The 21,639-nt window shown below is 64.8% G+C and carries 19 protein-coding genes; 7 read left to right on the forward strand and 12 right to left on the reverse strand.

Features of this window, described 5'->3' with window-relative positions:
• Positions 1–44: 44 nt before the first annotated feature.
• From FA94_RS07150 to FA94_RS07160, 3 genes are all read right to left on the reverse strand, one after another.
• On the reverse strand, positions 45–1,562 hold the full coding sequence (locus tag FA94_RS07150; protein WP_035548352.1) for a DegQ family serine endoprotease: 1,518 nt from the start codon (positions 1,560–1,562) through the stop codon (positions 45–47).
• A 162-nt stretch (positions 1,563–1,724) separates the two neighbouring features.
• Positions 1,725–3,035 (reverse strand): ATP-binding protein, encoded by a 1,311-nt coding sequence (locus FA94_RS07155; protein WP_035548355.1) that lies wholly within the window; start codon positions 3,033–3,035, stop codon positions 1,725–1,727.
• Between the two features lie 4 nt (positions 3,036–3,039).
• The gene (locus FA94_RS07160; protein ID WP_012434228.1) at positions 3,040–3,702 is read right to left on the reverse strand and encodes a response regulator; all 663 of its coding nucleotides are present in this window, start codon (positions 3,700–3,702) and stop codon (positions 3,040–3,042) included.
• 320 nt (positions 3,703–4,022) lie between these two features.
• Between FA94_RS07160 and dacB the strand changes: the two genes are divergently transcribed.
• From dacB to FA94_RS07175, 3 genes are all read left to right on the forward strand, one after another.
• Positions 4,023–5,735: a D-alanyl-D-alanine carboxypeptidase/D-alanyl-D-alanine endopeptidase gene (dacB, locus tag FA94_RS07165; protein ID WP_035548358.1), complete on the forward strand. Its 1,713-nt coding sequence runs from the start codon at positions 4,023–4,025 to the stop codon at positions 5,733–5,735.
• Between the two features lie 194 nt (positions 5,736–5,929).
• Positions 5,930–6,865 carry a sterol desaturase family protein gene (locus FA94_RS07170; protein ID WP_035548360.1) on the forward strand — a complete coding sequence of 312 codons (936 nt, stop codon included), beginning with the start codon at positions 5,930–5,932 and terminating at the stop codon, positions 6,863–6,865.
• A gap of 94 nt (positions 6,866–6,959) precedes the next feature.
• Positions 6,960–8,210, forward strand: a complete 1,251-nt coding sequence (locus tag FA94_RS07175) for an SGNH/GDSL hydrolase family protein (RefSeq protein ID WP_035548363.1) — start codon at positions 6,960–6,962, stop codon at positions 8,208–8,210.
• Between the two features lie 209 nt (positions 8,211–8,419).
• Here FA94_RS07175 and FA94_RS07180 read toward each other — a convergent pair whose 3' ends face one another.
• From FA94_RS07180 to FA94_RS07220, 9 genes are all read right to left on the reverse strand, one after another.
• Entirely contained in the window at positions 8,420–9,475 is a 1,056-nt protein-coding gene (locus FA94_RS07180; protein WP_035548366.1) for an L-threonylcarbamoyladenylate synthase, read from the reverse strand.
• A gap of 10 nt (positions 9,476–9,485) precedes the next feature.
• Positions 9,486–10,682, reverse strand: a complete 1,197-nt coding sequence (locus FA94_RS07185) for a 5-(carboxyamino)imidazole ribonucleotide synthase (RefSeq protein WP_035548368.1) — start codon at positions 10,680–10,682, stop codon at positions 9,486–9,488.
• 150 nt (positions 10,683–10,832) lie between these two features.
• Positions 10,833–11,351, reverse strand: a complete 519-nt coding sequence (gene purE, locus FA94_RS07190; RefSeq protein WP_035548372.1) for a 5-(carboxyamino)imidazole ribonucleotide mutase — start codon at positions 11,349–11,351, stop codon at positions 10,833–10,835.
• Between the two features lie 39 nt (positions 11,352–11,390).
• The gene (locus FA94_RS07195) at positions 11,391–12,281 is read right to left on the reverse strand and encodes a phosphoribosylaminoimidazolesuccinocarboxamide synthase (protein WP_035548374.1); all 891 of its coding nucleotides are present in this window, start codon (positions 12,279–12,281) and stop codon (positions 11,391–11,393) included.
• A gap of 163 nt (positions 12,282–12,444) precedes the next feature.
• A complete protein-coding gene (gene fba, locus FA94_RS07200; RefSeq protein WP_035548376.1) occupies positions 12,445–13,509 on the reverse strand; it encodes a class II fructose-bisphosphate aldolase in 1,065 nt (354 codons plus the stop codon).
• A 291-nt stretch (positions 13,510–13,800) separates the two neighbouring features.
• Positions 13,801–15,237: a pyruvate kinase gene (gene pyk, locus FA94_RS07205; protein ID WP_035549479.1), complete on the reverse strand. Its 1,437-nt coding sequence runs from the start codon at positions 15,235–15,237 to the stop codon at positions 13,801–13,803.
• Between the two features lie 448 nt (positions 15,238–15,685).
• Positions 15,686–16,879, reverse strand: coding sequence for a phosphoglycerate kinase (locus tag FA94_RS07210; RefSeq protein ID WP_035548379.1), 1,194 nt, complete (start codon positions 16,877–16,879; stop codon positions 15,686–15,688).
• Positions 16,880–17,164: 285 nt separating this feature from the next.
• Positions 17,165–17,488: an AzlD domain-containing protein gene (locus FA94_RS07215; protein WP_035548382.1), complete on the reverse strand. Its 324-nt coding sequence runs from the start codon at positions 17,486–17,488 to the stop codon at positions 17,165–17,167.
• Positions 17,485–18,231 carry an AzlC family ABC transporter permease gene (locus tag FA94_RS07220; RefSeq protein ID WP_035548385.1) on the reverse strand — a complete coding sequence of 249 codons (747 nt, stop codon included), beginning with the start codon at positions 18,229–18,231 and terminating at the stop codon, positions 17,485–17,487. Before FA94_RS07220 ends, FA94_RS07215 begins: the two co-directional genes overlap by 4 nt.
• Before the next feature lie 281 nt (positions 18,232–18,512).
• Between FA94_RS07220 and FA94_RS07225 the strand changes: the two genes are divergently transcribed.
• The 4 genes from FA94_RS07225 (at position 18,513) to FA94_RS07240 (ending at position 21,605) form a co-directional block, all read left to right on the forward strand.
• Positions 18,513–19,436 carry a branched-chain amino acid transaminase gene (locus tag FA94_RS07225; protein WP_035548388.1) on the forward strand — a complete coding sequence of 308 codons (924 nt, stop codon included), beginning with the start codon at positions 18,513–18,515 and terminating at the stop codon, positions 19,434–19,436.
• Between the two features lie 81 nt (positions 19,437–19,517).
• The gene (locus FA94_RS07230; protein WP_035548391.1) at positions 19,518–19,712 is read left to right on the forward strand and encodes a zinc-finger domain-containing protein; all 195 of its coding nucleotides are present in this window, start codon (positions 19,518–19,520) and stop codon (positions 19,710–19,712) included.
• Positions 19,713–19,961: 249 nt separating this feature from the next.
• Positions 19,962–20,987, forward strand: a complete 1,026-nt coding sequence (gene waaF, locus FA94_RS07235) for a lipopolysaccharide heptosyltransferase II (protein ID WP_035548393.1) — start codon at positions 19,962–19,964, stop codon at positions 20,985–20,987.
• 168 nt (positions 20,988–21,155) lie between these two features.
• The gene (locus FA94_RS07240; RefSeq protein ID WP_035548395.1) at positions 21,156–21,605 is read left to right on the forward strand and encodes a nuclear transport factor 2 family protein; all 450 of its coding nucleotides are present in this window, start codon (positions 21,156–21,158) and stop codon (positions 21,603–21,605) included.
• Positions 21,606–21,639 lie beyond the last annotated feature (34 nt).

The following is a 21,639-nucleotide window of genomic DNA, read 5'->3' on the forward strand; positions in this document are numbered from 1 at the left end:
CGGTCAGCAGGACGCGACACGGCCGCGCCCTGCCCGCTCCACGATCAACCCAGATCCACCGGCACGAAGATCTGCGCGTTGTCGCGCTGGATCAGCAGCGCGATGCTGCTGCCCGCGCTGGCGATCATCTGCTTCAACTGATCGACCGTGGTGATCGGCCGGCCGTTGACCGCGAGAATGACGTCGCCCGGCTGGATGCCGGCGCTTTCCGCCGCGCCGCCCGACTGCTGCACCAGCAGACCGTGCGAGATCGACGCGCCGCTCTTCTCTTCCGGCGTCAGCGGTCGCACCGCCACGCCGAGACGGCCTTGCAACTGGGTCGGCTGCTCCACCTTGTCGGAGGCGACCTTCGCATCCGACAACGAGCCGATCGTCACCTTCAGATCTTTGGTGGCCTTGTCGCGCCACACCTGCACGGTGGCCGAGCTACCCGGCGCCAGACCCGCGACCTGCGCCGGCAGATCCGTCGAGTCGCTGACCGTCTCGCCGTTCACCGACAGAATCACGTCGCCCGGCTGCAAGCCGCCCTTCGCGGCGGGGCCGCCCGGATCGACCGAGCTGACCAGCGCGCCCTGCGGCTTCTGCAGGCCGAACGAATTGGCCAGCGTCTGGTTCATGCCCTGCACCGCAACGCCGAGACGGCCGCGACTCACATGGCCGGTTTTGACGATGTCGTCCTTGACCTTGATCGCCTCATTGATCGGGATCGCGAACGAGAGCCCCTGGAAGCCGCCGGTCTGCGAGTAGATCATCGAGTTGATGCCGATCACTTCGCCTTGCAGATTGAACAGCGGACCGCCCGAATTACCCGGGTTGACCGGCACGTCGGTCTGAATGAACGGCGTGTAGTTCTCGTTGGGCAGCGAACGCGACTTCGCGCTGATGATGCCCGAGGTCACGGTGTTGTCGAAACCATAAGGCGAGCCGATCGCGACCACCCACTGACCGACCTTGCTCTGACGCGGATCGCCGATCTTCACGGTCGGCAGATTGCTCGCGTCGATCTTCAGCACGGCGACGTCGGACTGCTTGTCGGCGCCGATCACCTTGGCCTTGAATTCGCGCTTGTCGGTGAGCTTCACGGTGACGACGTTGGCGCCGTCCACCACGTGCGCGTTGGTCAGGATGTAACCGTCGCTGCTGACGATAAAGCCCGAGCCCAGGCTCGAGCTCGGCTGATCGGCTGCATCGCCGCCGTCGCCGCCTTGCATGCCCGGCATACCGCCGAAGAAGTGCTTGTAGAACTGGTAAAACGGATCGCTCGGATCGATCGGCAACTGATTGCCGCCGGCGTTGCCGCCGTTGCCATTGCTGCGTAGCGCCGTCTGCTTGACCACGTGCTTCGCGCTGATGTTGACGACGGCCGGACCGTAGGTTTCGACCAGGCCCGAGAAGTCGGGAATGCCGGTTTTGGCCGCGGCTTCGGCGGGCATCATCGCGGCTTGCGCCGGCGAGATCACCTGCGGCGCGGGCACGTCGCGATGCCCCGCCACATAGCCGGCGGAAAGCGCCACGGCGACAGCTACTGCAACAGCGCTGCGGGACAAGGTTTTCGCGTTCATCGTGTACTCCTGACTGGGAGAAAGAGGCTACTGGATGACTCGAAGCGTACGGGGCGCTGCTTAAAAGAGTCTTAAGCAGCGCCAGATCGCTTCAAACCCCGTGTTAGGGCTGCTTTAAGCCCCGCTTAAGCCCCGTTTAAGCCATTTTACGAACAGAAAGCCTCAGCTTCTTCCGAAGCGCACGTTGACCTGCAAGCCGCCTGCGGGCGACTCGTCGAGCGACACGGCCGCATGGTGTTGCGTGGCGATCCGGCGCACGATCGCCAGCCCGAGACCGCTGCCCGCGACATCGGTACGCACGCGGTTCGCACTGGCGCCCGCGCGATAGAACCGGTCGAACACGCGATCCCGTTCGGCCGGCTCGATGCCCGGTCCGCTGTCGGCGATCCGCACGGTTGGGTGTCCTTCTTCGACACGCAGACTAACGTCCACCCGGCCACCGCGTGGTGTGTATTTGGTTGCGTTGTCCACGAGGTTGTTGAACATCACGCGCAACGCGTCGGCGTCGCCGATTACCGTAGCGGCTTCACTCACCTCGATGCCGAGATCGACGCCGCGATTCTGCGCGAGCGGCGCGTACTTCACCACGCAGTCCTGCAGCAACGCGCGCAGATCGATCGCGTCGGTGGCGGCGAGGCCGTCCGGTTCCGAGCGCGCGAGCGCCAGCAGTTGTTCGGCGAGACGCGTGGCGCGCGTCACGCCCGCCTGCAGATCGGCCAGCGCTTCGCTGCGCGAGGCGTCGTCTTTCGCGCGCGCCACCAGTTGCGATTGAATCTGCACGGCGGCGAGCGGCGTGCGCAATTCATGCGCGGCATCGGCAACAAACGCCTTCTGAATATCGAGCGCGGTGGCGAGCCGTTCGAGCAGGCCGTTCAACGCTCGCACGAGCGGTTGCACTTCGAGCGGTAGACGCTGGTCGGGCAGCGGATCGAGCGCTTCGGGATGGCGCGTGTCGAGCGCGCTGGTGACACGCCGCAGCGGCTTCAGGCCACGCCCGACGATCACCCACACCGCCACGCCCATCAACGGCAGCAGCACGATCAGCGGCCACAGCGTGCGCAGCGCGACGCTCGCGGCGAGACGGTTGCGCACCGACACCGGCTGCGCCAGTTGCACGACGTTATCGCCGACGATCGCGCCATACACGCGCCAGTCACCACGCTCCGTGTGCTCGGTCGAAAAACCCAGCTCAGCGCGCGGCGCGAGCGGCGCACGCGGACGCGAGTAGTACATCAGCACGCCGTTGCGATTCCAGATTTGCAGCACGATGCCTTCGTCGCCGGTATCGCGCGAACCGAGCACCTGCGAGAACGGTTCCGACGGCAGCGCCGCGGCAATCTGCTCCAACTGGTAATCGAACAGTTCGTTGGCTTCCGCCAGCGCCTGGCGGTAAATCAGCCACCCCGCAATGCCGACGCCGAGCAACACCAGCGCCAGCAGCCAGATCAGCAATTGACGACGAATCGAACGCATCGGCTCAGGCGTCCTTCGCGATCATGTAGCCGAGGCCGCGTACGTTGCGAATCAGTTCCGCGCCGAGCTTTTTGCGCAGCGCGTGAATGTAGACCTCGACGGTATTGCTGCCGATCTCTTCGCCCCAGCCGTACATTTTTTCTTCGAGCTGGCTCTTCGACAGCACCGCGCCGGGGCGCGCGAGCAACGCTTCCAGCAGCGCGAATTCACGCGCCGACAAGGCCACCGGCGCGCCGTCGAGCGTGACCTGATGCGAAGCGGGATCGAGCGTCAGATTGCCGTGGCGAATCGTCGAATCGCTGCGGCCCGATTGACGACGGATCAGCGCGCGCATGCGGGCGCCGAGTTCGTCGAGATCGAAAGGTTTGACAAGGTAATCGTCGGCGCCGGCGTCGAGCCCTTTGACGCGATCGGCCACCGCGTCGCGCGCGGTGACGATCAGCACCGGCAGCGCATGGCCGCGCGCGCGCAGTGTGCGCAACACGTCGAGACCGTCGCGCTTGGGCAAACCGAGATCGAGCAACACCAGATCGTAAGGTTGCGAGCCGGCCGCGCTGAGCGCCGCTTCGCCGTCTTCCACCCAGTCGACCGCGAAGCCCTCGCCGCGCAGTGCCTTGCGCACACCTTCGGCGATCATCCGGTCGTCTTCGACTAGCAAGATGCGCATGATTATCCGTTCCGAAACGTTAAGCGATGCCGCATTCTAGCGCCCGCCACCACCGTGCACGCCGCTTGACGCTTTTTTCACCGCAGCCTCACGGCATGTCTCTACAATGGGCGCTTTGCGTCGCGCGGCGCTGAAAGGCCCGCGCAATGTGCTGTGTATGCGGGGTGCGTCGATCGTTCGCACACGCGTTGCGTCTTTCGATGCTTTCATGTCGCATGAGCGACGAGAACCTCGAAACCAATACGCGATGCGACGCGCCTCGATGCATCCCCGGATTGCCGCGTGCCCCACGCCCTGACATTTTGCTTTTTCGCCCGTCCATGACGCACGCTTTTCTGTTTTCTCTCGCACGCCGCCTGCATCAGGTCGTGCCGCGCTCGCGCTGGTTTTCTTCTCCCGTTTCCGTTTCCGTTCCCGCTACCAATGCCGCTTCGGCCCGCATGCCGCGCCGTTTCGCGCAGCGGCCCGCGGCCGGGTGGATGCTCGTCTGCGCCATGCTCGGCAGCGGCGCCGCTGCTTCGCTGCCGCTCGCCGCGCAGGCGCGTGTCAAGGCGACGCATCCGAGCGTCAACGTCACCACCGTGCTGCCGCAGTCGGTCATGCTCGGCTTGCAGCGCGCGCATGTGTCCTTGTCGTCGATCAGCGTGGTCGTCGAAAAGGTCGGCGACCGCACGCCGATCGTCGCGCTGAACGCCGGCAAACCGATGATGCCCGCCTCGACGATGAAGCTCGTCACCACCTATTCCGGCCTGTCGATTCTCGGCCCCGACTATCGCTGGCGCACCAGTGCGTACGCGGACGGCAACGTCGACGCAAATGGCGTGCTGCACGGCAATCTTTACATTCAGGGCACGGGCGATCCGAAGCTCGTGCCGGAAGAATTGATCGACCTCGTGCAGAAGATCCACAAGGCGGGCATCACCGGAATCGACGGCGCGCTGGTGCTCGACAAGCGCTACTTCGATCCGTCCACGCGCGACCTGCCGCCGTTCGACGACGACGCCACCGCGCCGTACAACGTCGGCCCCGATCCGCTGCTGTATGCATTCAAATCGCTGTCGTTCACGCTGACGCCGTCGCCCGACGGCAGCGTCGCGATCGACGTGCTGCCGGCGCTCGCGCAATTGCAGATCGACAATCAGATGCACGCGGTCAACGGCCCGTGCCGTGGCGATGCGTCGACGGTCTCGCCGAGCGTCACGCCGCAGCCGAACGGCACGGTCGTCGCGTCGTTCAGCGGCGACTATTCGGTGCGCTGCGGCCCGCGCACGATCAACGTCGCGGTGCTCGATCATTCGGCATTTTTCGCGGGCGGCTTTCTCGCGCTGTGGCAGCAAACCGGCGGCACCTTCAACGGCGCGACTCGCGAAGGCGCGGTGCCGGTGGGCGCCAAACTGGTCGCCACCCACGACGGGCCGATGCTGGCCGACATCGTTCGCGACATCAACAAGTTCAGCAACAACACGATGGCGCGCAATCTGTTCCTGACCATCGGCGCCGCCGAAGAAAAACCGCCCGCGACGCCCGCCAAATCCGCGCGCGCGATCCAGGCGTTTCTGCGCCGCGACGCCGTCGACATGGAATACCTGACGCTCGACAACGGCTCGGGCCTGTCGCGCGACGAGCACGTCACCGCGCTCTCGCTAGCCGATCTGTTGCAGCGGGCCAATGCAAGTCCGGTCGCCCAGGTGTTCGTGGAATCGCTGCCTATCGCGGGCGTGGACGGCACCATGCGCAACCGCCTGACCAACCAGGGCGCGGGCGGCAACGCGCACATCAAGACCGGCACGTTGCGCGACGTGCGTGCGATCGCGGGCTACGTGGCATCGGCGGACGGCAACAGCTACGTGGTCGTCAGCCTGATCAACGATCCGCATTCCGAAGCCGCGCGCGCGGCGCATGATGCGCTACTCGAATGGGTCTACCAGGGTCCGTCCCAGGGCTTCACGAAAGTGTCCGATCCCGTCGCGGAACCGCGCGGCAGCCGCGCCAGCAAGCCCAGGAAAAACCCGCACCAGCGCGCGGCCCACTGAGGTTTCCTTCTAGCGAAGCCGCGCGCCGCGATGCTCCCAAGCGTGTACGCTGTCGGGCAGTGTTTGAGGTGCGCGTAAAACGCTCCGCGTGGCGCGCAAGCCATGCATCCGTAGCGGTCGCGTGGCCTAATCAAACGATAACGACACGACCCGCTGCGTATCGCGCAGCGGCCAGGGACAAGGAGGAAGACACGATGCAATTCGATGCGGAATTGCTGCTGCTCGCCATGGCGCCAGTCTTTCTCGCATGCATCGGCTGGGAGGCGTGGCACCTGCGGCGCACACGCCCGGGCGCGCAGCTTTATAGCTGGCGCGACACGTTCTGCAACGCCGCGCTCGCGCTGATGCAGCAAGCCGCCGACAAGCTCGCGTGGCTCGCCATCATTCCCGTCTACGCGTTCTTCTACGATCACTACCGCGTCACCACGTGGCAGGCCAACTGGGTCTCGTTCGTGGTGCTGTTCATCGCGCAGGATCTGCTCTACTACGTGTTCCATCGTTGCAGCCATCGCGTGCGCTGGTTGTGGGCCGCGCATGTCGTGCATCACTCGTCGGAGCGGATGAATTTTTCGACCGCGTTCCGCCAGAGCCTGATGTATCCGATCGCGGGCATGTGGCTGTTCTGGATTCCGCTCGCCGTACTCGGCTTTCCGCCGAAGCAGATCGTCGCGATCGTGCTGATCAATCTCGGCTTCCAGTTCTTCGTTCATACGCAGGCGATCGGCAAGCTCGGCTGGCTCGAATACGTGTTCAACACACCGTCGATCCATCGCGTGCATCACGCCCGCAACGATCGCTACATCGACCGCAACTATGCCGGCGTGCTGGTGATCTGGGATCGCCTGTTCGGCAGCTACGTGGAAGAAGATTCGCACGACGCGCCGGTGTACGGCATCGTCGAACCGCTGCACACCTACAACCCGCTGAAGGCGACGTTTCACGAATGGACGTCGATGGCCGCCGACTTCGCGAGCGTGCACGGCTGGCGCAACAAGTGGCGCGCGCTGTTTGCGCCGCCCGCGTGGGCCGCGGATTATCATGCGCGTCGCGCCGCCCCGATTGCGTCGGGCAACGCGGCGGACGTAGAGGAAAACCATACGGCAGCGTTTGAAACGCCGCGCGGGCCGTAGAAGATTCTGTAAGCTGTCGTCACGCCGCCCACGCGGTGGACGCTGCCTGCAACACATGGCGCAAGGGCCACACATACGAGGAGATGTAGTCAACATGAAACAAACAGCATCGAAAAAACAAGCCTGGTTCCGCGTCACGCAGATCGCCTTAGCCAGCACCGCGTTTGCCATGCTCGTCGCTTGCGGCGGCGGCAGCGACAACAACAACAACGCCAGCGCCACCCCGGCGGGCGGCGTGAAACTGCAGGTCGTGTCGTTCGGCGACAGCCTGTCGGACGTCGGCACGTACGCACCGGTGATCCAGTCGAGCTTCGGCGGCGGCCGCTTCACGACGAACCCGGGCGAAGTGTGGACGCAGAAGGTCGCGGAATACTACGGCGGCACGTTGAGCGCCGCGTATCTGGGTGGCTTCGGCCAACCGCTGGTCGCAACCGGCGGCTTCGGCTACGCGCAAGGCGGCTCGGACGTCGTCAACCCGCAAGGCGAGGGTTGGGCGCCGAACAACATGGCAGCGACGACCGTGCCGGTGGTGACCCAGGTCGCCAACTACGTGAGCGCGCATGGAAGCTTCAACGCGAACCAGCTCGTGCTGATCAACGGCGGCGCGAACGACATCTTCCAATTCGCGGGCACCACGGCGAATCTGACGGCGCTCGCCACCGCGCTGGCTACGCAATATCCGCAGCTCGTCGCGGCCGGCCAACTGCCGGCTACGCCGGCAGGCCAGGTGACGTTCATCGCCGGCTATCTGCAACAGTTGCCGAACCCGCAGATCGCACAGGCGGCCGCGCAACTCGCCGCGCAGATTCAAACCATCGTCAGCTCGGGCGCCACACACGTGGTGGTCTCGACGGTGCCGGACATCGGCAACACGCCGCAAGGCGTGCAGGCGAATGCGGCCTCGCCCGGCGCGGCTGCACTGCTGACGGGTATTACCGCGGCGTATAACGGCATCCTGCTGCAGAACCTGCAGGCGCGTGGCCTGGTGGGTACGGGCAAGGTCATCGTGGCCGATGCGTTCACGTGGCTGGACCAGCAATTGCCGAACTACCAGGCGCTGGGCTTCACGGTGTCCAACACGGGCACGGCGTGTAACCTGTCATCGATGGTGGCTAATGCAACCGCGTACGCTACGGCGAACCCGAGCGCCACGAACGGCCTGACGCCGGCTCAGTATGGCTCGCAGTTCGGCTCGTCGCTGTTCTGCTCGCCGCAGACCTATACGGTGGCCGGCGCCGACCAGACCTACATGTTTGCGGATCTGGTTCACCCGAGCACGCACCTGCACGCGCTGTTCGCGACGTACGTCACGCAGCAGATCGCGGCAACGGGTCTGGGCAAGTAAGTTGAAGGTCGCCGTACAGCGGCGACGGATGCAGATGTGAAAACGCCCGGCTTGGTGATCAAGCCGGGCGTTTTTGTTGGGTCGTGGGGTTGGCGGGCCGGGCGGGGTGGAAAAGCATGCTTGTGTGTGCAGCTTGTGTTCGCCGTGCGCCGTGCAAGCCCTGCGCTATTCGGCACTGCGCAAGTAGCCGCTTGCATCAAACCCGCCGCTTACCCCTGCGCCTCAAACGCCGCGGCGGCTCGCCCCAGCCGGTCATTGACCGCGATCCATTCGATCGTGTCGGGCAGCTTCTCGATCAGAATGCGCGTGACGTTCGCGCGATCCAGCGCTCTGAGCAAGCCATACAACTCGCGCGCATAGAGATGCGGATCTTCAGGCGCGGCGATGAAATGCACGCCTTCGGCATCCGCCCAATGGCCCGCTCGCGATGCCCGCGCTACCAGCGCGACCCGCTCGCCCGCTTCGCGCGCAGCCAGCAGAGGTTCGAGCGCGCCGAACGGCAACAAGGCCAGCGGCGTGCGCGGCGCGTAATGCGCCTTCAACGTGCCCGAAGCGCGCGGCGCAGTGGCGTCCGATCCATCCGGCAGACGCGGCGCTTCGCCGAGCACGTCGGCGATATCTTGCGGGGTGACGCGGCCCGGTCTCAACAGCGCTGGGAATCCGCGCGATAGATCGACAATCGTCGACTCGATGCCGACGTCCGACGCGCCGCCGTCCAGCACATGAATCGCCCCGCCGAACTCGTCGCGCACATGCTGCGCGGTGGTCGGACTGACATGCCCGAAGCGGTTCGCCGACGGTGCGGCCACGCCGCCATGTCCGCCGCGCAATGCACTGAACGCTTGCAGCAACGCTTGCGCCACCGGATGTGACGGGCAACGCAAGCCCACCGAATCCTGCCCGCCGCTGACGGCGGGATCGATGTGCGCGGCGCGCTTCAGAATCAGCGTGAGCGGGCCCGGCCAGAACGCGTCGATCAGACGTTGCGCGTCGGCGGGTAAATGCTCGACCCAGTAGTTCGGATCGCCATTCGGCGCGAGATGCACGATCACCGGATGATTCGCCGGCCGCCCCTTCGCCGCGTAAATGCGGGCAACCGCATCCGGACTCTCGGCGTCGCCGCCGAGGCCATACACCGTCTCCGTGGGAAACGCGACCAGCCCGCCCGCGTCGAGCAACGCGGCCGCGTGCTCGATCTGCGCGGCGCTCACGGGCAAGACGCTCGCGGCGTCTTCGGCTTCAGCGGGTTTCGGTTGATCCGGCATGGCGCGCGCGTCAGCTCGTGAGGATGTGCAAAAGCCGCGCGCAATCGCGCCCGGCCGTGCGGGCTTCTTCGAGCGTCGCCGCGGTGAAGTTCACGTGGCCCATCTTGCGGCCGCAACGCGCTTCTTCCTTGCCGTACAGATGCAGACGCGCCGCCGGCATAGCGGCGACTTCGTGCCACGGCGGCGTGACCGCCGCGCCCTTCGGGCCGTCCGGGAACCACACGTCGCCGAGAATGTTCAGCATCACCGCCGGCGAGTGCTGACGCGTGTCGCCGAGCGGCATGCCGGTCATGGCGCGGACCTGCTGTTCGAACTGGCTGGTCGCGCAGGCGTCCACCGTGTAGTGGCCGGAATTGTGCGGGCGCGGCGCCATTTCGTTGGCCACCAGCGAGCCGTCTTCGAGAATGAAAAACTCGACGCACAGCACGCCCACATAGCCGAGCTTCTCGGCGATTTGCAGCGCGGCCTGTTGCGCCTGTTCGACGAGCGTCGGGCTCGCGTCCGGCGCCGGCACGATGGTGTGCGACAGCACGCCGTCGCGATGCGTGTTCTGCGCAAGCGGATAGACCGCCGACGCGCCGCTCGCCGCGCGCGCGATCAGCGCGGAGACTTCGAACTTCAGCGGCAAACGCTTTTCGAGCACGCACGGTACGCCGGCGAGCGACGCATGCGCCTCGCGCACTTCTTCCGCGTTGCGCACGCGAATCTGGCCTTTGCCGTCGTAGCCCATGCGGGCGGTTTTGAGGATGCCGGGCAGCACGGCTTCGAGCGCCGCGTCGTTGAGCGCGGCCAGCGCGTCCGACGATTCGATCACCACGTGCGGCGCCACCGTCACGCCCGACGACGCGATAAAGCGCTTCTCGGCAATGCGGTCCTGCGCCACGGCGACGCAACGGCCGGCCGGGCTGACAAAGGTGGTTCTGGCGAGGAAATCGAGGCTCGCCGCCGGCACGTTCTCGAATTCGGTCGACACCGCCGCGCACAATCGCGCGAGTTCGGTCAGCGACGCTTCGTCGTCGTAAGCCGCGCGCAGATGGCGGTCAGCCACGGCGCCCGCCGGACTGTTTTCGTCCGGGTCGAGTATGGCGACGCGATAGCCCATGGCCTGAGCGGCAAAGCAGAACATACGGCCGAGCTGGCCGCCACCAACCATGCCAAGCCATGCGCCGGGCAGAATCGGTGAAACCGGTGTGTTGTCTGGGTTCATCTTAATGGTCGGTCGCGGCCGGGTGGGCTTGCCTTAGTACAGACAGGCAGGCACCCGGCCGGGGGTCGGACAGCAACATCTTGTATGGGACCAGCGTAAGCGCTACCGCTGATCGGACAGGGGACATCTTTATAGGATCAATCCCGGCGCTTAGAGCGCCGGCAATACCATCGCATGAGCCGCTTCATTCTGGCGAACGCGGAACGCCGCCAGTTTCTCCGCATACTCGGCGCTCGTACCGCTCAGAATCGACACCGCGAACAGCGCAGCATTCGCCGCGCCCGCTTCGCCGATCGCGAACGTGGCCACCGGCACGCCCTTGGGCATCTGCACGATCGAATGCAGCGAATCGACACCTTTCAGGTACTTGCTCGCCACCGGCACGCCGAGTACCGGCACCGTGGTCTTGGCCGCCAGCATGCCCGGCAGATGCGCCGCGCCGCCCGCGCCCGCGATGATCGCGCGGATCCCGCGCTCGCGCGCGCTTTCAGCATAGGCGAACATTTCGTCGGGCATGCGGTGCGCGGACACCACCTTCGCTTCGTACGGCACGCCGAATTCCTGCAGAATCGCCACGGCGTTTTTCATCACTTCCCAGTCGGAACTGGAGCCCATCAGCACGCCGACAACCGGCGCGCCATGCGTATGGGCGGTTTGAACGTCACTCATGTTACGGCTTCCTTGTGTCTCGATCCGTGCAAACCGTAATCAGGCGAGCTTCTGGCCGGTCAGGCGTTCGAGCGCTTCCTGATACTTTTCGCCCGTCTTCGTGACCACGTCGTCCGGCAGCTTCGGCGCCGGCGGTTCTTTCTTCCACGTTTGCGTTTCGAGCCAGTCGCGCACGAACTGCTTGTCGAACGACGGCGGGTTCGTGCCGACCTGATACTGATCCGCCGGCCAGAAGCGCGACGAATCCGCGGTCAGCGCTTCGTCCATCAGATACAGCTTGCCGTGGTTGTCCAGACCGAATTCGAACTTGGTGTCCGCGATGATGATGCCGCGGGTCGCCGCGTAATCCGCCGCTTCCTTGTACAGCTTGATCGAGATGTCGCGGATCGTGGCCGACAGTTCGGTGCCGATGCGACGCTCCATCTCGTTGTACGTGATGTTTTCGTCGTGATGACCCATTTCGGCCTTGGCGGCCGGTGTGAAGATCGGCTCGGGCAGCTTCTGCGCGTTTTGCAGACCCGCCGGCAGTTCCACGCCGCATACCGAACCGGTGGCCTGGTAGTCTTTCCAGCCGCTGCCGGCCAGATAGCCGCGCACCACGGCTTCGACGAGGATCGGCTCGAGGCGCTTCACCACCACGGCGCGGCCCTTGACCTGCTCGACTTCGTCGGCCGCCACCACGGATTCGGGCGCCACGCCCGTCAGGTGATTCGGCACCACATGCTTGAGTTTGTCGAACCAGAAGTTCGCCATTTCGTTGAGCACGCGTCCCTTATTCGGAATCGGCTCGCCCATGATGACGTCGAACGCCGACAGACGGTCGGTCGTGACGATCAGCAACTGGTCGTTGCCCACCGCATAGTTGTCGCGGACTTTACCGCGGCCGAGCAGCGGCAGCGAGCGGAGCGTGGATTCGTAGAGGGTAGACATCGTCGTGGTTCGCTAAAAGTGGGGCAAAAAGTGTGACCGGAACAAAAGGGAAACGCCGTTCCCCGGATGATGCGGGAACGGCGGTCTAACCACAACCTGGCCGGATAGCCAGGCATACAGCCTGGGCGTCGGGCCAGATATCAGCTTAGCGGACTTAACAGGCTTAGCGCACGACTTGCGCGAACTCGCCCGATTTGTACTTCTCCGCGATTTTATCAAGCGAAACCGGCTTGATCTTGCCAGCCTGGCCTTCGCAGCCGAATTGCGTGTAACGCTCGATACAGACTTTCATGGCGGCGTCGCGCGCCGGCTTCAGGTAATCGCGCGGATCGAACTTGCCTGGGTTGGTCGCCATGTAGCGGCGGATCGCGCCGGTGATCGCCAGACGCAGATCGGTGTCGATGTTGATCTTGCGCACGCCGTTCTTGATGCCTTCCTGAATTTCTTCGACCGGCACGCCGTAGGTTTCCTTCATGTCGCCGCCGAATTCGCGGATTTCCGCGAGCAGTTCCTGCGGCACCGACGACGAACCGTGCATCACCAGATGGGTGTTCGGAATGCGCTGGTGGATTTCCTTGATGCGCTGGATCGACAGAATGTCGCCCGTGGGCTTCTTGCTGAACTTGTACGCGCCGTGCGACGTACCAATCGCGATCGCCAAAGCGTCGCATTGCGTCAGCTTGACGAAGTCGGCAGCCTGCTCCGGATCGGTCAGCAGTTGCTCGCGGGTCATCAGGCCTTCGGCGCCGTGACCGTCTTCCTTGTCGCCCTTCATGGTTTCCAGCGAACCGAGCACGCCCAGTTCCGCTTCCACCGTAATACCGATCGAGTGCGCGGCGTCCACGACGCGGCGCGACACTTCGACGTTGTACTCGTACGACGCGACGCTCTTGCCGTCGGCTTCGAGCGAGCCGTCCATCATCACGCTGGTGAAACCGCTGCGGATCGCGGCCATGCAGACCGCCGGCGACTGGCCGTGGTCCTGGTGCATCACGACCGGAATATGCGGATACGACTCGACCGCGGCTTCGATCAGATGGCGCAGAAACGGCTCGCCCGCGTACTTACGCGCACCGGCGGAAGCCTGCATGATGACCGGCGCGTTGACCTTGTCGGCCGCCATCATGATCGCCTGCACCTGCTCCAGATTGTTCACGTTGAATGCCGGCAGGCCATAGCCGTTTTCGGCGGCATGGTCCAGCAGTTGACGCATTGATACGAGAGGCATGCTTAACTCCTTAGATTGAAACGAATTCTTGTGCCGTCGGCATCTTTTGGGCGATTTTATCGCGAAGCAACCGCATACCCGCTGTACACCTGTCCACACCTGCCCTAAAGCGCCGGGCGTTCCTGGACGCCGCCATGCGCGATTGGAGCGAGTGCGCCGCCTCTCGCGGGGCATGCAGCCGCTTCGCTTAAATCCTCTCCGTGCCGATCGGGCAGTCTGTCTCCTGTCGACGAGAGTGAGCGCCCTTGGCGCCGACTCTCGTCCCATGCCGGACAGTGGCTGCCAGTCAAATCAATACGGCTCGCCGACTCGCACGATCTTCAACGTATTCGTGCCGCCGGCCTGACCCATCGGCTCGCCGACGGTCAGCACCACCATGTCGCCGCGCGACGCGTAACCCTTGCTCACCACGGTTTCCAGCGCCTGTTGCAACGCGGTGTCGCGGTCGGTGTTGGTATCCAGATGCAGCGAGGTCACGTTGCGATACAGCGCCATGGCGCGTTCGCTGCCGACCCGCGGCGTGAGCGCGAAAATCGGGACGTGGGTCCAGTGACGCGACATCCACAGCGCGGTGGAACCGGATTCGGTCAATGCCACGATCGCCTTCGCGCCCAGGTGATAGGCGGTGAAGAGCGCGCCCATCGCGATCGACTGGTCGATGCGGGTGAACGTGCGGTCGAGGAAATCCTTGTCCAGCTCCGACTGCTCCGACTTTTCGGCTTCGACACAGATCGCCGCCATCGTTTCGATGGTTTGCACCGGGTACTTGCCGGCCGCCGATTCCGCCGACAGCATCACCGCGTCGGTGCCGTCGAGCACTGCGTTGGCGACGTCCGACACTTCAGCGCGGGTCGGCACCGGTGCGTAGATCATCGACTCCATCATCTGGGTCGCGGTGATCACGAACTTGTTCGATTCACGCGCCATCCGAATCATGCGCTTTTGCAGCGCCGGGACTGCGGCATTGCCCACTTCCACGGCCAGATCGCCACGCGCGACCATGATGCCGTCCGACGCGTCGAGAATGCCTTGCAGCGCCGGAATCGCTTCCGCGCGCTCGATCTTGGCGATCATCTTCGGCTTGATGCCGTACGGCGCACCGGCGATGTTCGCCAGTTGGCGAGCCATTTCCATGTCGGTGGCGTTCTTCGGGAACGAAACCGCGACATAGTCGACGCCGAGCGACATCGCCGTGCGGATGTCTTCCATGTCTTTCGCGGTCAGCGCGGGCGCCGACAGCCCGCCGCCCTGGCGGTTGATGCCCTTGTTGTTCGACAGCTCGCCGCCGATCTTGACGATCGTATGGATCTCGCTGCCGATCACGCGTGCGACGTCCAGCACGATCAGGCCGTCGTTGAGCAACAGCACGTCGCCCGGTTTCAGGTCGCGCGGCAGGTCTTTGTAGTCGAGACCGGCGCGCTGCTCGTTGCCGAGTTCGCATTCGGCGTCGAGGACGAACGGCTCGCCGGCGACCAGCATGATCTTGCCGTTTTCAAACTTACCGACCCGAATCTTCGGGCCTTGCAGGTCGGCCATGATGGCGACTTCACGGCCGGCCTGGCGGGCCGCCTCGCGCACGAATTCGGCGCGCTGGCGGTGGTCGTCGGCAGTGCCGTGCGAGAAATTAAGCCGCACCACGTCCAGTCCTGCCTGAATCATTTGCAGCAGGATTTCCGGCGTGTTGGAAGCCGGTCCGATGGTGGCGACAATCTTGGTGGCGCGATGCATGAGTCTCCTCGTCTGGGTGAGATCGCTGGGAATAGCGCTGCGAGTCGGATGCGGAGGCTGCGCACCGAAAGATGCTGCCGGGGGCTGCGCGCCGGTTGAAACCAGCGTCGCTTTATGGGGTGAAGCGGTGTTCGACACCAGCACAGGGCGTGCTGGCGGTTCGGCGAGCGCGACCTCGTCGTCCGGGAGTTCTGCCTGCGATTGCGCGGCTTGTCCGGTGGACAATTCCGCTGCTTCGCCGGTAGTGGTCAACTCCGCGTGCGCGAGGGGCGAGCCGGATTCTTCGGGTTGCGGCGTTTCCGTGGTGTTCACCGCGGTCGGGTCCGCCGCAGCCTGGGTGGCCGCGGAGCGCGCTTCGCGCTCCCCTGCCTGTGCTGCTTCGGTGTTGCGCGGCGACTTGGCGCCACGCGATTTTGCAGACTTTGTCATGGGGGAGCGCGCCGTCACGTTAAGCCCGCGATTCCAGAACTTCGACAGCGGGCAGTTTCTTGCCCTCGAGGAACTCGAGGAAGGCGCCGCCGCCGGTCGAGATATAGCTGATCTTGTCCTGGATGCCGTACTTGGCGATCGCCGCGAGCGTGTCGCCGCCGCCTGCGATCGAGAACGCCGACGACTTGGCGATAGCGTCCGCCAGCGTTTTCGTGCCGTTGCCGAACTGGTCGAATTCGAACACGCCGACCGGGCCGTTCCACACGATCGTGCCGGCTTTTTCCAGTTGCAAGGCGAGCACCTTGGCGGTTTCCGGTCCGATGTCGAGGATCAGGTCGTCGTCCTGCACGTCGGCGACGGCCTTCACTTCAGCCTTGGCGGTCGGCGAAAACTCTTTGGCCGTGACCACGTCCATCGGGATCGGCACCGAGGCGCCGCGGGCCTTGGCGGCTTCGATAATGACTTTGGCTTCGTCCACCAGATCGGCTTCGGCGAGCGACTTGCCGATCTTCAGGCCAGCGGCCAGCATGAACGTGTTGGCGATACCGCCGCCGACGATCAGTTGATCGACCTTGTCGGCGAGCGATTTCAGAATGGTCAGCTTGGTCGACACCTTCGAACCGGCGACGATCGCCACCAGCGGGCGCTTCGGCGCGCCGAGCGCCTTGCCGAGCGCTTCGAGCTCAGCCGCCAGCAGCGGGCCGGCGCACGCGATGGGCGCGTATTTGGCGATACCGTGGGTGGTCGCTTCGGCGCGGTGCGCGGTGCCGAACGCGTCGTTCACGTAGATGTCGCAGAGCTTCGCCATTTTCTGCGCGAGCTCGTCGGAATCTTTCTTTTCGCCCTTGTTGACGCGGCAGTTTTCCAGCAGCACGACCGAGCCCGGCGCGACGTTCACGCCGTTTTCCACCCAGTTGGCGACCAGCGGCACATCGCGGCCGAGCAGGTCGGCCAGACGCTTCGCGACCGGCGCGAGCGAGTCTTCCGGCTTGAAATCGCCCTCGGTCGGGCGGCCCAGGTGCGACGTGACCATCACGGCGGCGCCGGCGTCGAGCGCGGCCTTGATGGCCGGCACGGAGGCGCGGATGCGGGTGTCTTCGGTGATGTTGCCTTGATCGTCCTGCGGCACGTTCAGATCAGCGCGGATGAACACGCGTTTGCCGGAAAGCTTGCCTTCGGCGATCAGATCGGAGAGACGCAATACCTTGTTCATGGGCGTTTGTGTGCGAGTTGAGAAGAAGGCGGTGGCGGACGGCGCGCTATCGTTTCCCAGCGCGGCGAACTCCAGCGCTAAGGCACGGCAGCGGCTCCACAGAATCGGGCGCCGGCGGCAAAGCCGCGGCTCGCGCGCCTTGCACCAGCGCGGTTATCCCGGAAACAAGCATTTTAACTGATCCACACTGCCTTCTGACCCGCAAGCGGGCGAATGTCCCGTATTTGGAGAATGCGCGCTGGATGCCCATTGAATGCGGCAGTGCAGCATTTTTTTGGCCGACCGTTACAGCACCAGGCGTAACAACGTGAACACCAGCATGCCGACGACAATCGTGCCGAGCATGCTGCGCCGCCACAAAAACCAGCCGAGACCCGCCAGCGTCGCGTAGAACTCGTGGTTGGAGGGCGCGAACGACAGGCCGTCGGGCGTGGCCAGCACATCGGGCAGCACCACTGCCGCCAGCGCCGCGGCCGGCGCGTAGCGCAGCATCTTCTGCACGCGCGGCGGCAACACCGTGCGCTCGCCGCCGATTAGAAACATGGCGCGTGTCACCGCGGTGACGAAAGTCATGCCGAAGATGGCAAGCCAGATCTGGGTGGAGCTCATCGGGAATCTCCGGCGCTGCTGCGGATGCGGCGCAAGTCGGCGTGCTCGACCATCAGGTCGGCGGCGCTGCCGGCCACGATGGCGGCGATCACGGCGAGCGGCAGTGCGAGCCGGTAAGGCAGGTCGAACGCGAGCAGCGACACCACGCCGGCAATGCTGACCGCCACCAGCGTGGAGCGGCTCGCGATCGCCGACACCATGATCGGCAGCAACGCGAGCGTGCCCGCCAGCGCGAGCCCCCAGTTGTCCGGAATCAGGCTCGCCAGCAGAATCCCCGCGATCGACGAGACCTGCCACGACAACCAGCTGCACAACGCCATGCCCCAGTAGTACGCCTCCTTGCCCGGCAGGTAGCCGGCCGGGAAGCTCTTCTTCTGGAACAGCAGGTAGATCACGTCGCCGTTGAAGTAGCCGAGCACGATACGGCGCCACATCGGCAGATAGGAAAAGTGCGGCGCGAGACCGACGCTGAAGATCACGAAACGCGTATTGACCATGGCCGCGGTGAGCAGCACGGTCCAGATCGGCAGTTTGGCGGCGAGCAGCGGCAGCACCGCCAGTTGCGACGAACCGGCGTAGCACAGCAGCGACATGGTGAGCGCCTGCGGCAGCGTGAGCACCGATTTGCTCATGGCGATACCGGTGACGAGACCCCACGAGAAAATCGCCATCAGCGTCGGCGAATAGTCGCGCGCGCCCTCACTGAAGGCACGGCGATCGGTATCAGACAGACGAGCGAGCATGAGGCGAAACGAGGGCGCCAAAGAACGCCGCTGCGATGGGAAGTCGGCGCCAGGTCGTCAAGCACCCGCTGGCGCATCCGGATATGAATTATGCGTGCGCTGGATTATAGCGTCCGACCTGCGGCGGAATGCCCGTTTCGTGTGCAAAAGACGCTAAAATGACGCTCTTCGCCCCACCCCACGACAAACCGCCGGGCCGACCGCCGGTTGTCTTGCGCCCTCGTGGGCCTGCCGCCCGGCGGCGGGTTTGGGGACTCACAACGCACCCGCTGGAGAATCGTATGTCAATGGCCGACCGCGACGGCAAGATCTGGATGGATGGCAAGCTCATCGATTGGCGCGACGCCAAGATCCACGTGCTTACCCACACGCTGCATTACGGCATGGGCGTTTTTGAAGGCGTCCGCGCCTACAAGACGGCGGACGGCGGCACGGCGATTTTCCGCCTGCAGGAACACACCAGGCGTCTGTTGAACTCGGCCAAGATCTTCCAGATGGACGTGCCGTTCGACCACGAAACGCTCGCCGCCGCGCAATGCGAAGTGGTGCGCGAAAACAAGCTCGAATCCTGCTATCTGCGCCCGATCATCTGGGTCGGTTCGGAAAAGCTCGGCGTGTCGGCCAAGGGCAACACGATCCACGTGGCGATCGCGGCATGGCCGTGGGGCGCTTACCTCGGCGAAGACGGCATTGCCAAGGGCATTCGCGTCAAGACGTCGTCGTTCACGCGCCATCACGTGAACGTGTCCATGGTCCGCGCCAAGGCGTCGGGCTGGTACGTGAACTCGATCCTCGCCAACCAGGAAGCCATCACGGACGGTTACGACGAAGCGCTGCTGCTGGACGTGGACGGCTACGTGTCGGAAGGCTCCGGCGAGAACTTCTTCCTCGTCAACAACGGCAAGCTGTACACGCCCGACCTGGCGTCGTGCCTCGACGGCATCACGCGCGACACGGTCATCACGCTGGCGCGCGACGCGGGCATCGAGGTGATCGAAAAGCGCATCACGCGCGACGAGGTCTACACTTGCGACGAAGCGTTCTTCACCGGCACCGCTGCCGAAGTCACGCCGATCCGCGAACTCGACAACCGCACGATCGGCTCGGGCACGCGTGGCCCGATCACGGAGAAGCTGCAATCGGGCTTCTTCGATATCGTGAACGGCAAGAGCGACAAGTACGCGCACTGGCTCACCAAGATCTAACGCGCGCTGCGCCAAGCCCGCCGGCTCCTGCTGGCGAGTTGGGACGCAACGCACGAACCCTGCATACAACGAGAACGTCCCATGAGCGAAATCAAGGAAATGCCGCTGGTCGAACTGTCGGCGAAAGACCTGCCGGCGTACTGTCCGAACCCGGCCATGCCGCGCTGGAGCGCACATCCGCGCGTCTTTATCGACGTCACGCACGGCGAAGCGCGTTGCCCGTATTGCAGCACGCGTTACAAGCTGCGTGACGGCGAAGTGGTTCGGGGTCATTGATCCCGCTCCGCTGAGTACGATCCGCTTGCGGCGTCGCCTGCCGGACCTGATCGGGCTTATAACGCGGCAGCAGCGAGCCGCGATTACGCGAACGTACCAGCAGGCAGACCGCAACACGGCCGCCACCGCGGCGCGTCCGGCCACGCCGGCAGCGCGCCATGCGGCGAGCGGCCCTTCCCTTTTGACATACCCGAACGCCACGCGCCCACCGCGCGCGGCGCTTCGTTTCGACACCGGACACCCACTCTGATGCGTCGCGCGTTGGTTATCGCACCGAACTGGATCGGTGACGCATTGATGGCGCAGCCGCTGTTTGCGCGCCTCGTGAAATTGCATCCGCGCATCGTGATCGATGCGGTCGCGCCCTCGTGGGTTGCGCCCGTGCTCGAACGCATGCCGGAAATCCGCGACGTCTACGCCACCGACCTCGCGCACGGCAAGCTGCAAATGCTGCGCCGCTGGCAACTGGCGAGCGATCTGCGCGATGTCGGCTACGACGCGGCGTACGTGCTGCCGAATTCACTCAAATCCGCGCTGATTCCGTGGCTAGCCGGCGTGCCGCTGCGCATCGGCTACACCGGCGAAAGCCGCTACGGCCTGCTCAACGTGCGTCACGCGAATCCGCGTAAAGACAAGCGCCCGCCAATGGTCGGCCAGTACGCCGCGCTCGCCTACGCGCCCGGCGCCAAGGTCCCCGACGACCTGCCGATGCCGCGCCTCGACGCCGATCTGAACGAAGCGTCGCGGGTCTCGGCGCGCTTCAATCTGGATACGCGGGTGCCGCTGCTGGTGTTCTGTCCGGGCGCCGAGTACGGTCCGGCCAAGCGTTGGCCGCCCGAGCACTTCGCCGCGCTCGCGCAAATGGTCGGTCAGTCGTTCCCGTACACGCAGATCGTCGCGCTCGGTTCGCCGAAAGACGCGCCGTTGGCCCAGGCCATCGCCGAACGCGCACCGAACGTGCGCAACCTGTGCGGCCAGACCGCGCTGGGCGAGGCTTGCGCGCTGATCTCGCGAGCCAACGCGGTCGTCACGAACGACTCCGGCCTGATGCACGTGGCCGCCGCACTGCGCCGGCCGCTGGTGGCCGTGTACGGTTCGACCGATCCGCGCCATACGCCGCCCTTGTCCGAGCTCGCGAAGGTACAATGGCTTCATCTCGAATGCAGCCCCTGTTTTGAGCGCGAGTGTCCGCTCGGTCATCTGAACTGCCTGAAGCAGTTGAGCGCCGAGCAGGTCTTCAGCGATCTGCGCGGCATGCTGCTCACGCAGCGCTGAGCCGATTGACACTTGCACGCAACACCGCACGCCCCTGAGCGCGTCGCGTCATGTTCGCGCCTTGCAGCGCGGGCAATCTGGCGCTCGGGTGCGATGGTCCGGTGTCCCGGACTGTCCCGCTGACCGCTGCCCCGCAACCGCGCGCCGCGCACAAGAGACTGACGATCCATGCCACGTTTTGCCCATATCTTCGAAGCCGCCGCCGATACCCTCAACGCCTACTATCAGGCCGTCTCCGAGGTCAATATCGACAGCTTGATGGGCCTGTGGATCGATGAGGAGTTCGTCAGTTGCATCTGCGCCGACGGCTCCCACCTGCACGGCCTCGACAGTATTCGCGCCGGCTTGCAGATCCAGCTCGAAACCGCACGCGTCACGATCGAACCGCTCGACATTCGCGTCTACGACAGCCTCGGCACGGTCGTCTACGCAATCGCCGAAGCGCACCGCCCGGCCGACCCGAAGGCCACGCCCGCCATGGTGTTCACGACCTACGTGATGGTTCACGAACGCGGCGAGTGGCGCATCGCGCACATTCATGCGAGCCCCATGCCGAACGAGGCCGCCAGCCAGTTCGCCACCAAGATGCGGCACGGCCACCAGGGGTCGCTGCACTGACGTGCGGCTCGGCTTGACTCTTTTGTCTTCGCAG

Source organism: Burkholderia sp. 9120 (assembly GCF_000745015.1).
Taxonomy (GTDB): Bacteria; Pseudomonadota; Gammaproteobacteria; order Burkholderiales; family Burkholderiaceae; genus Paraburkholderia.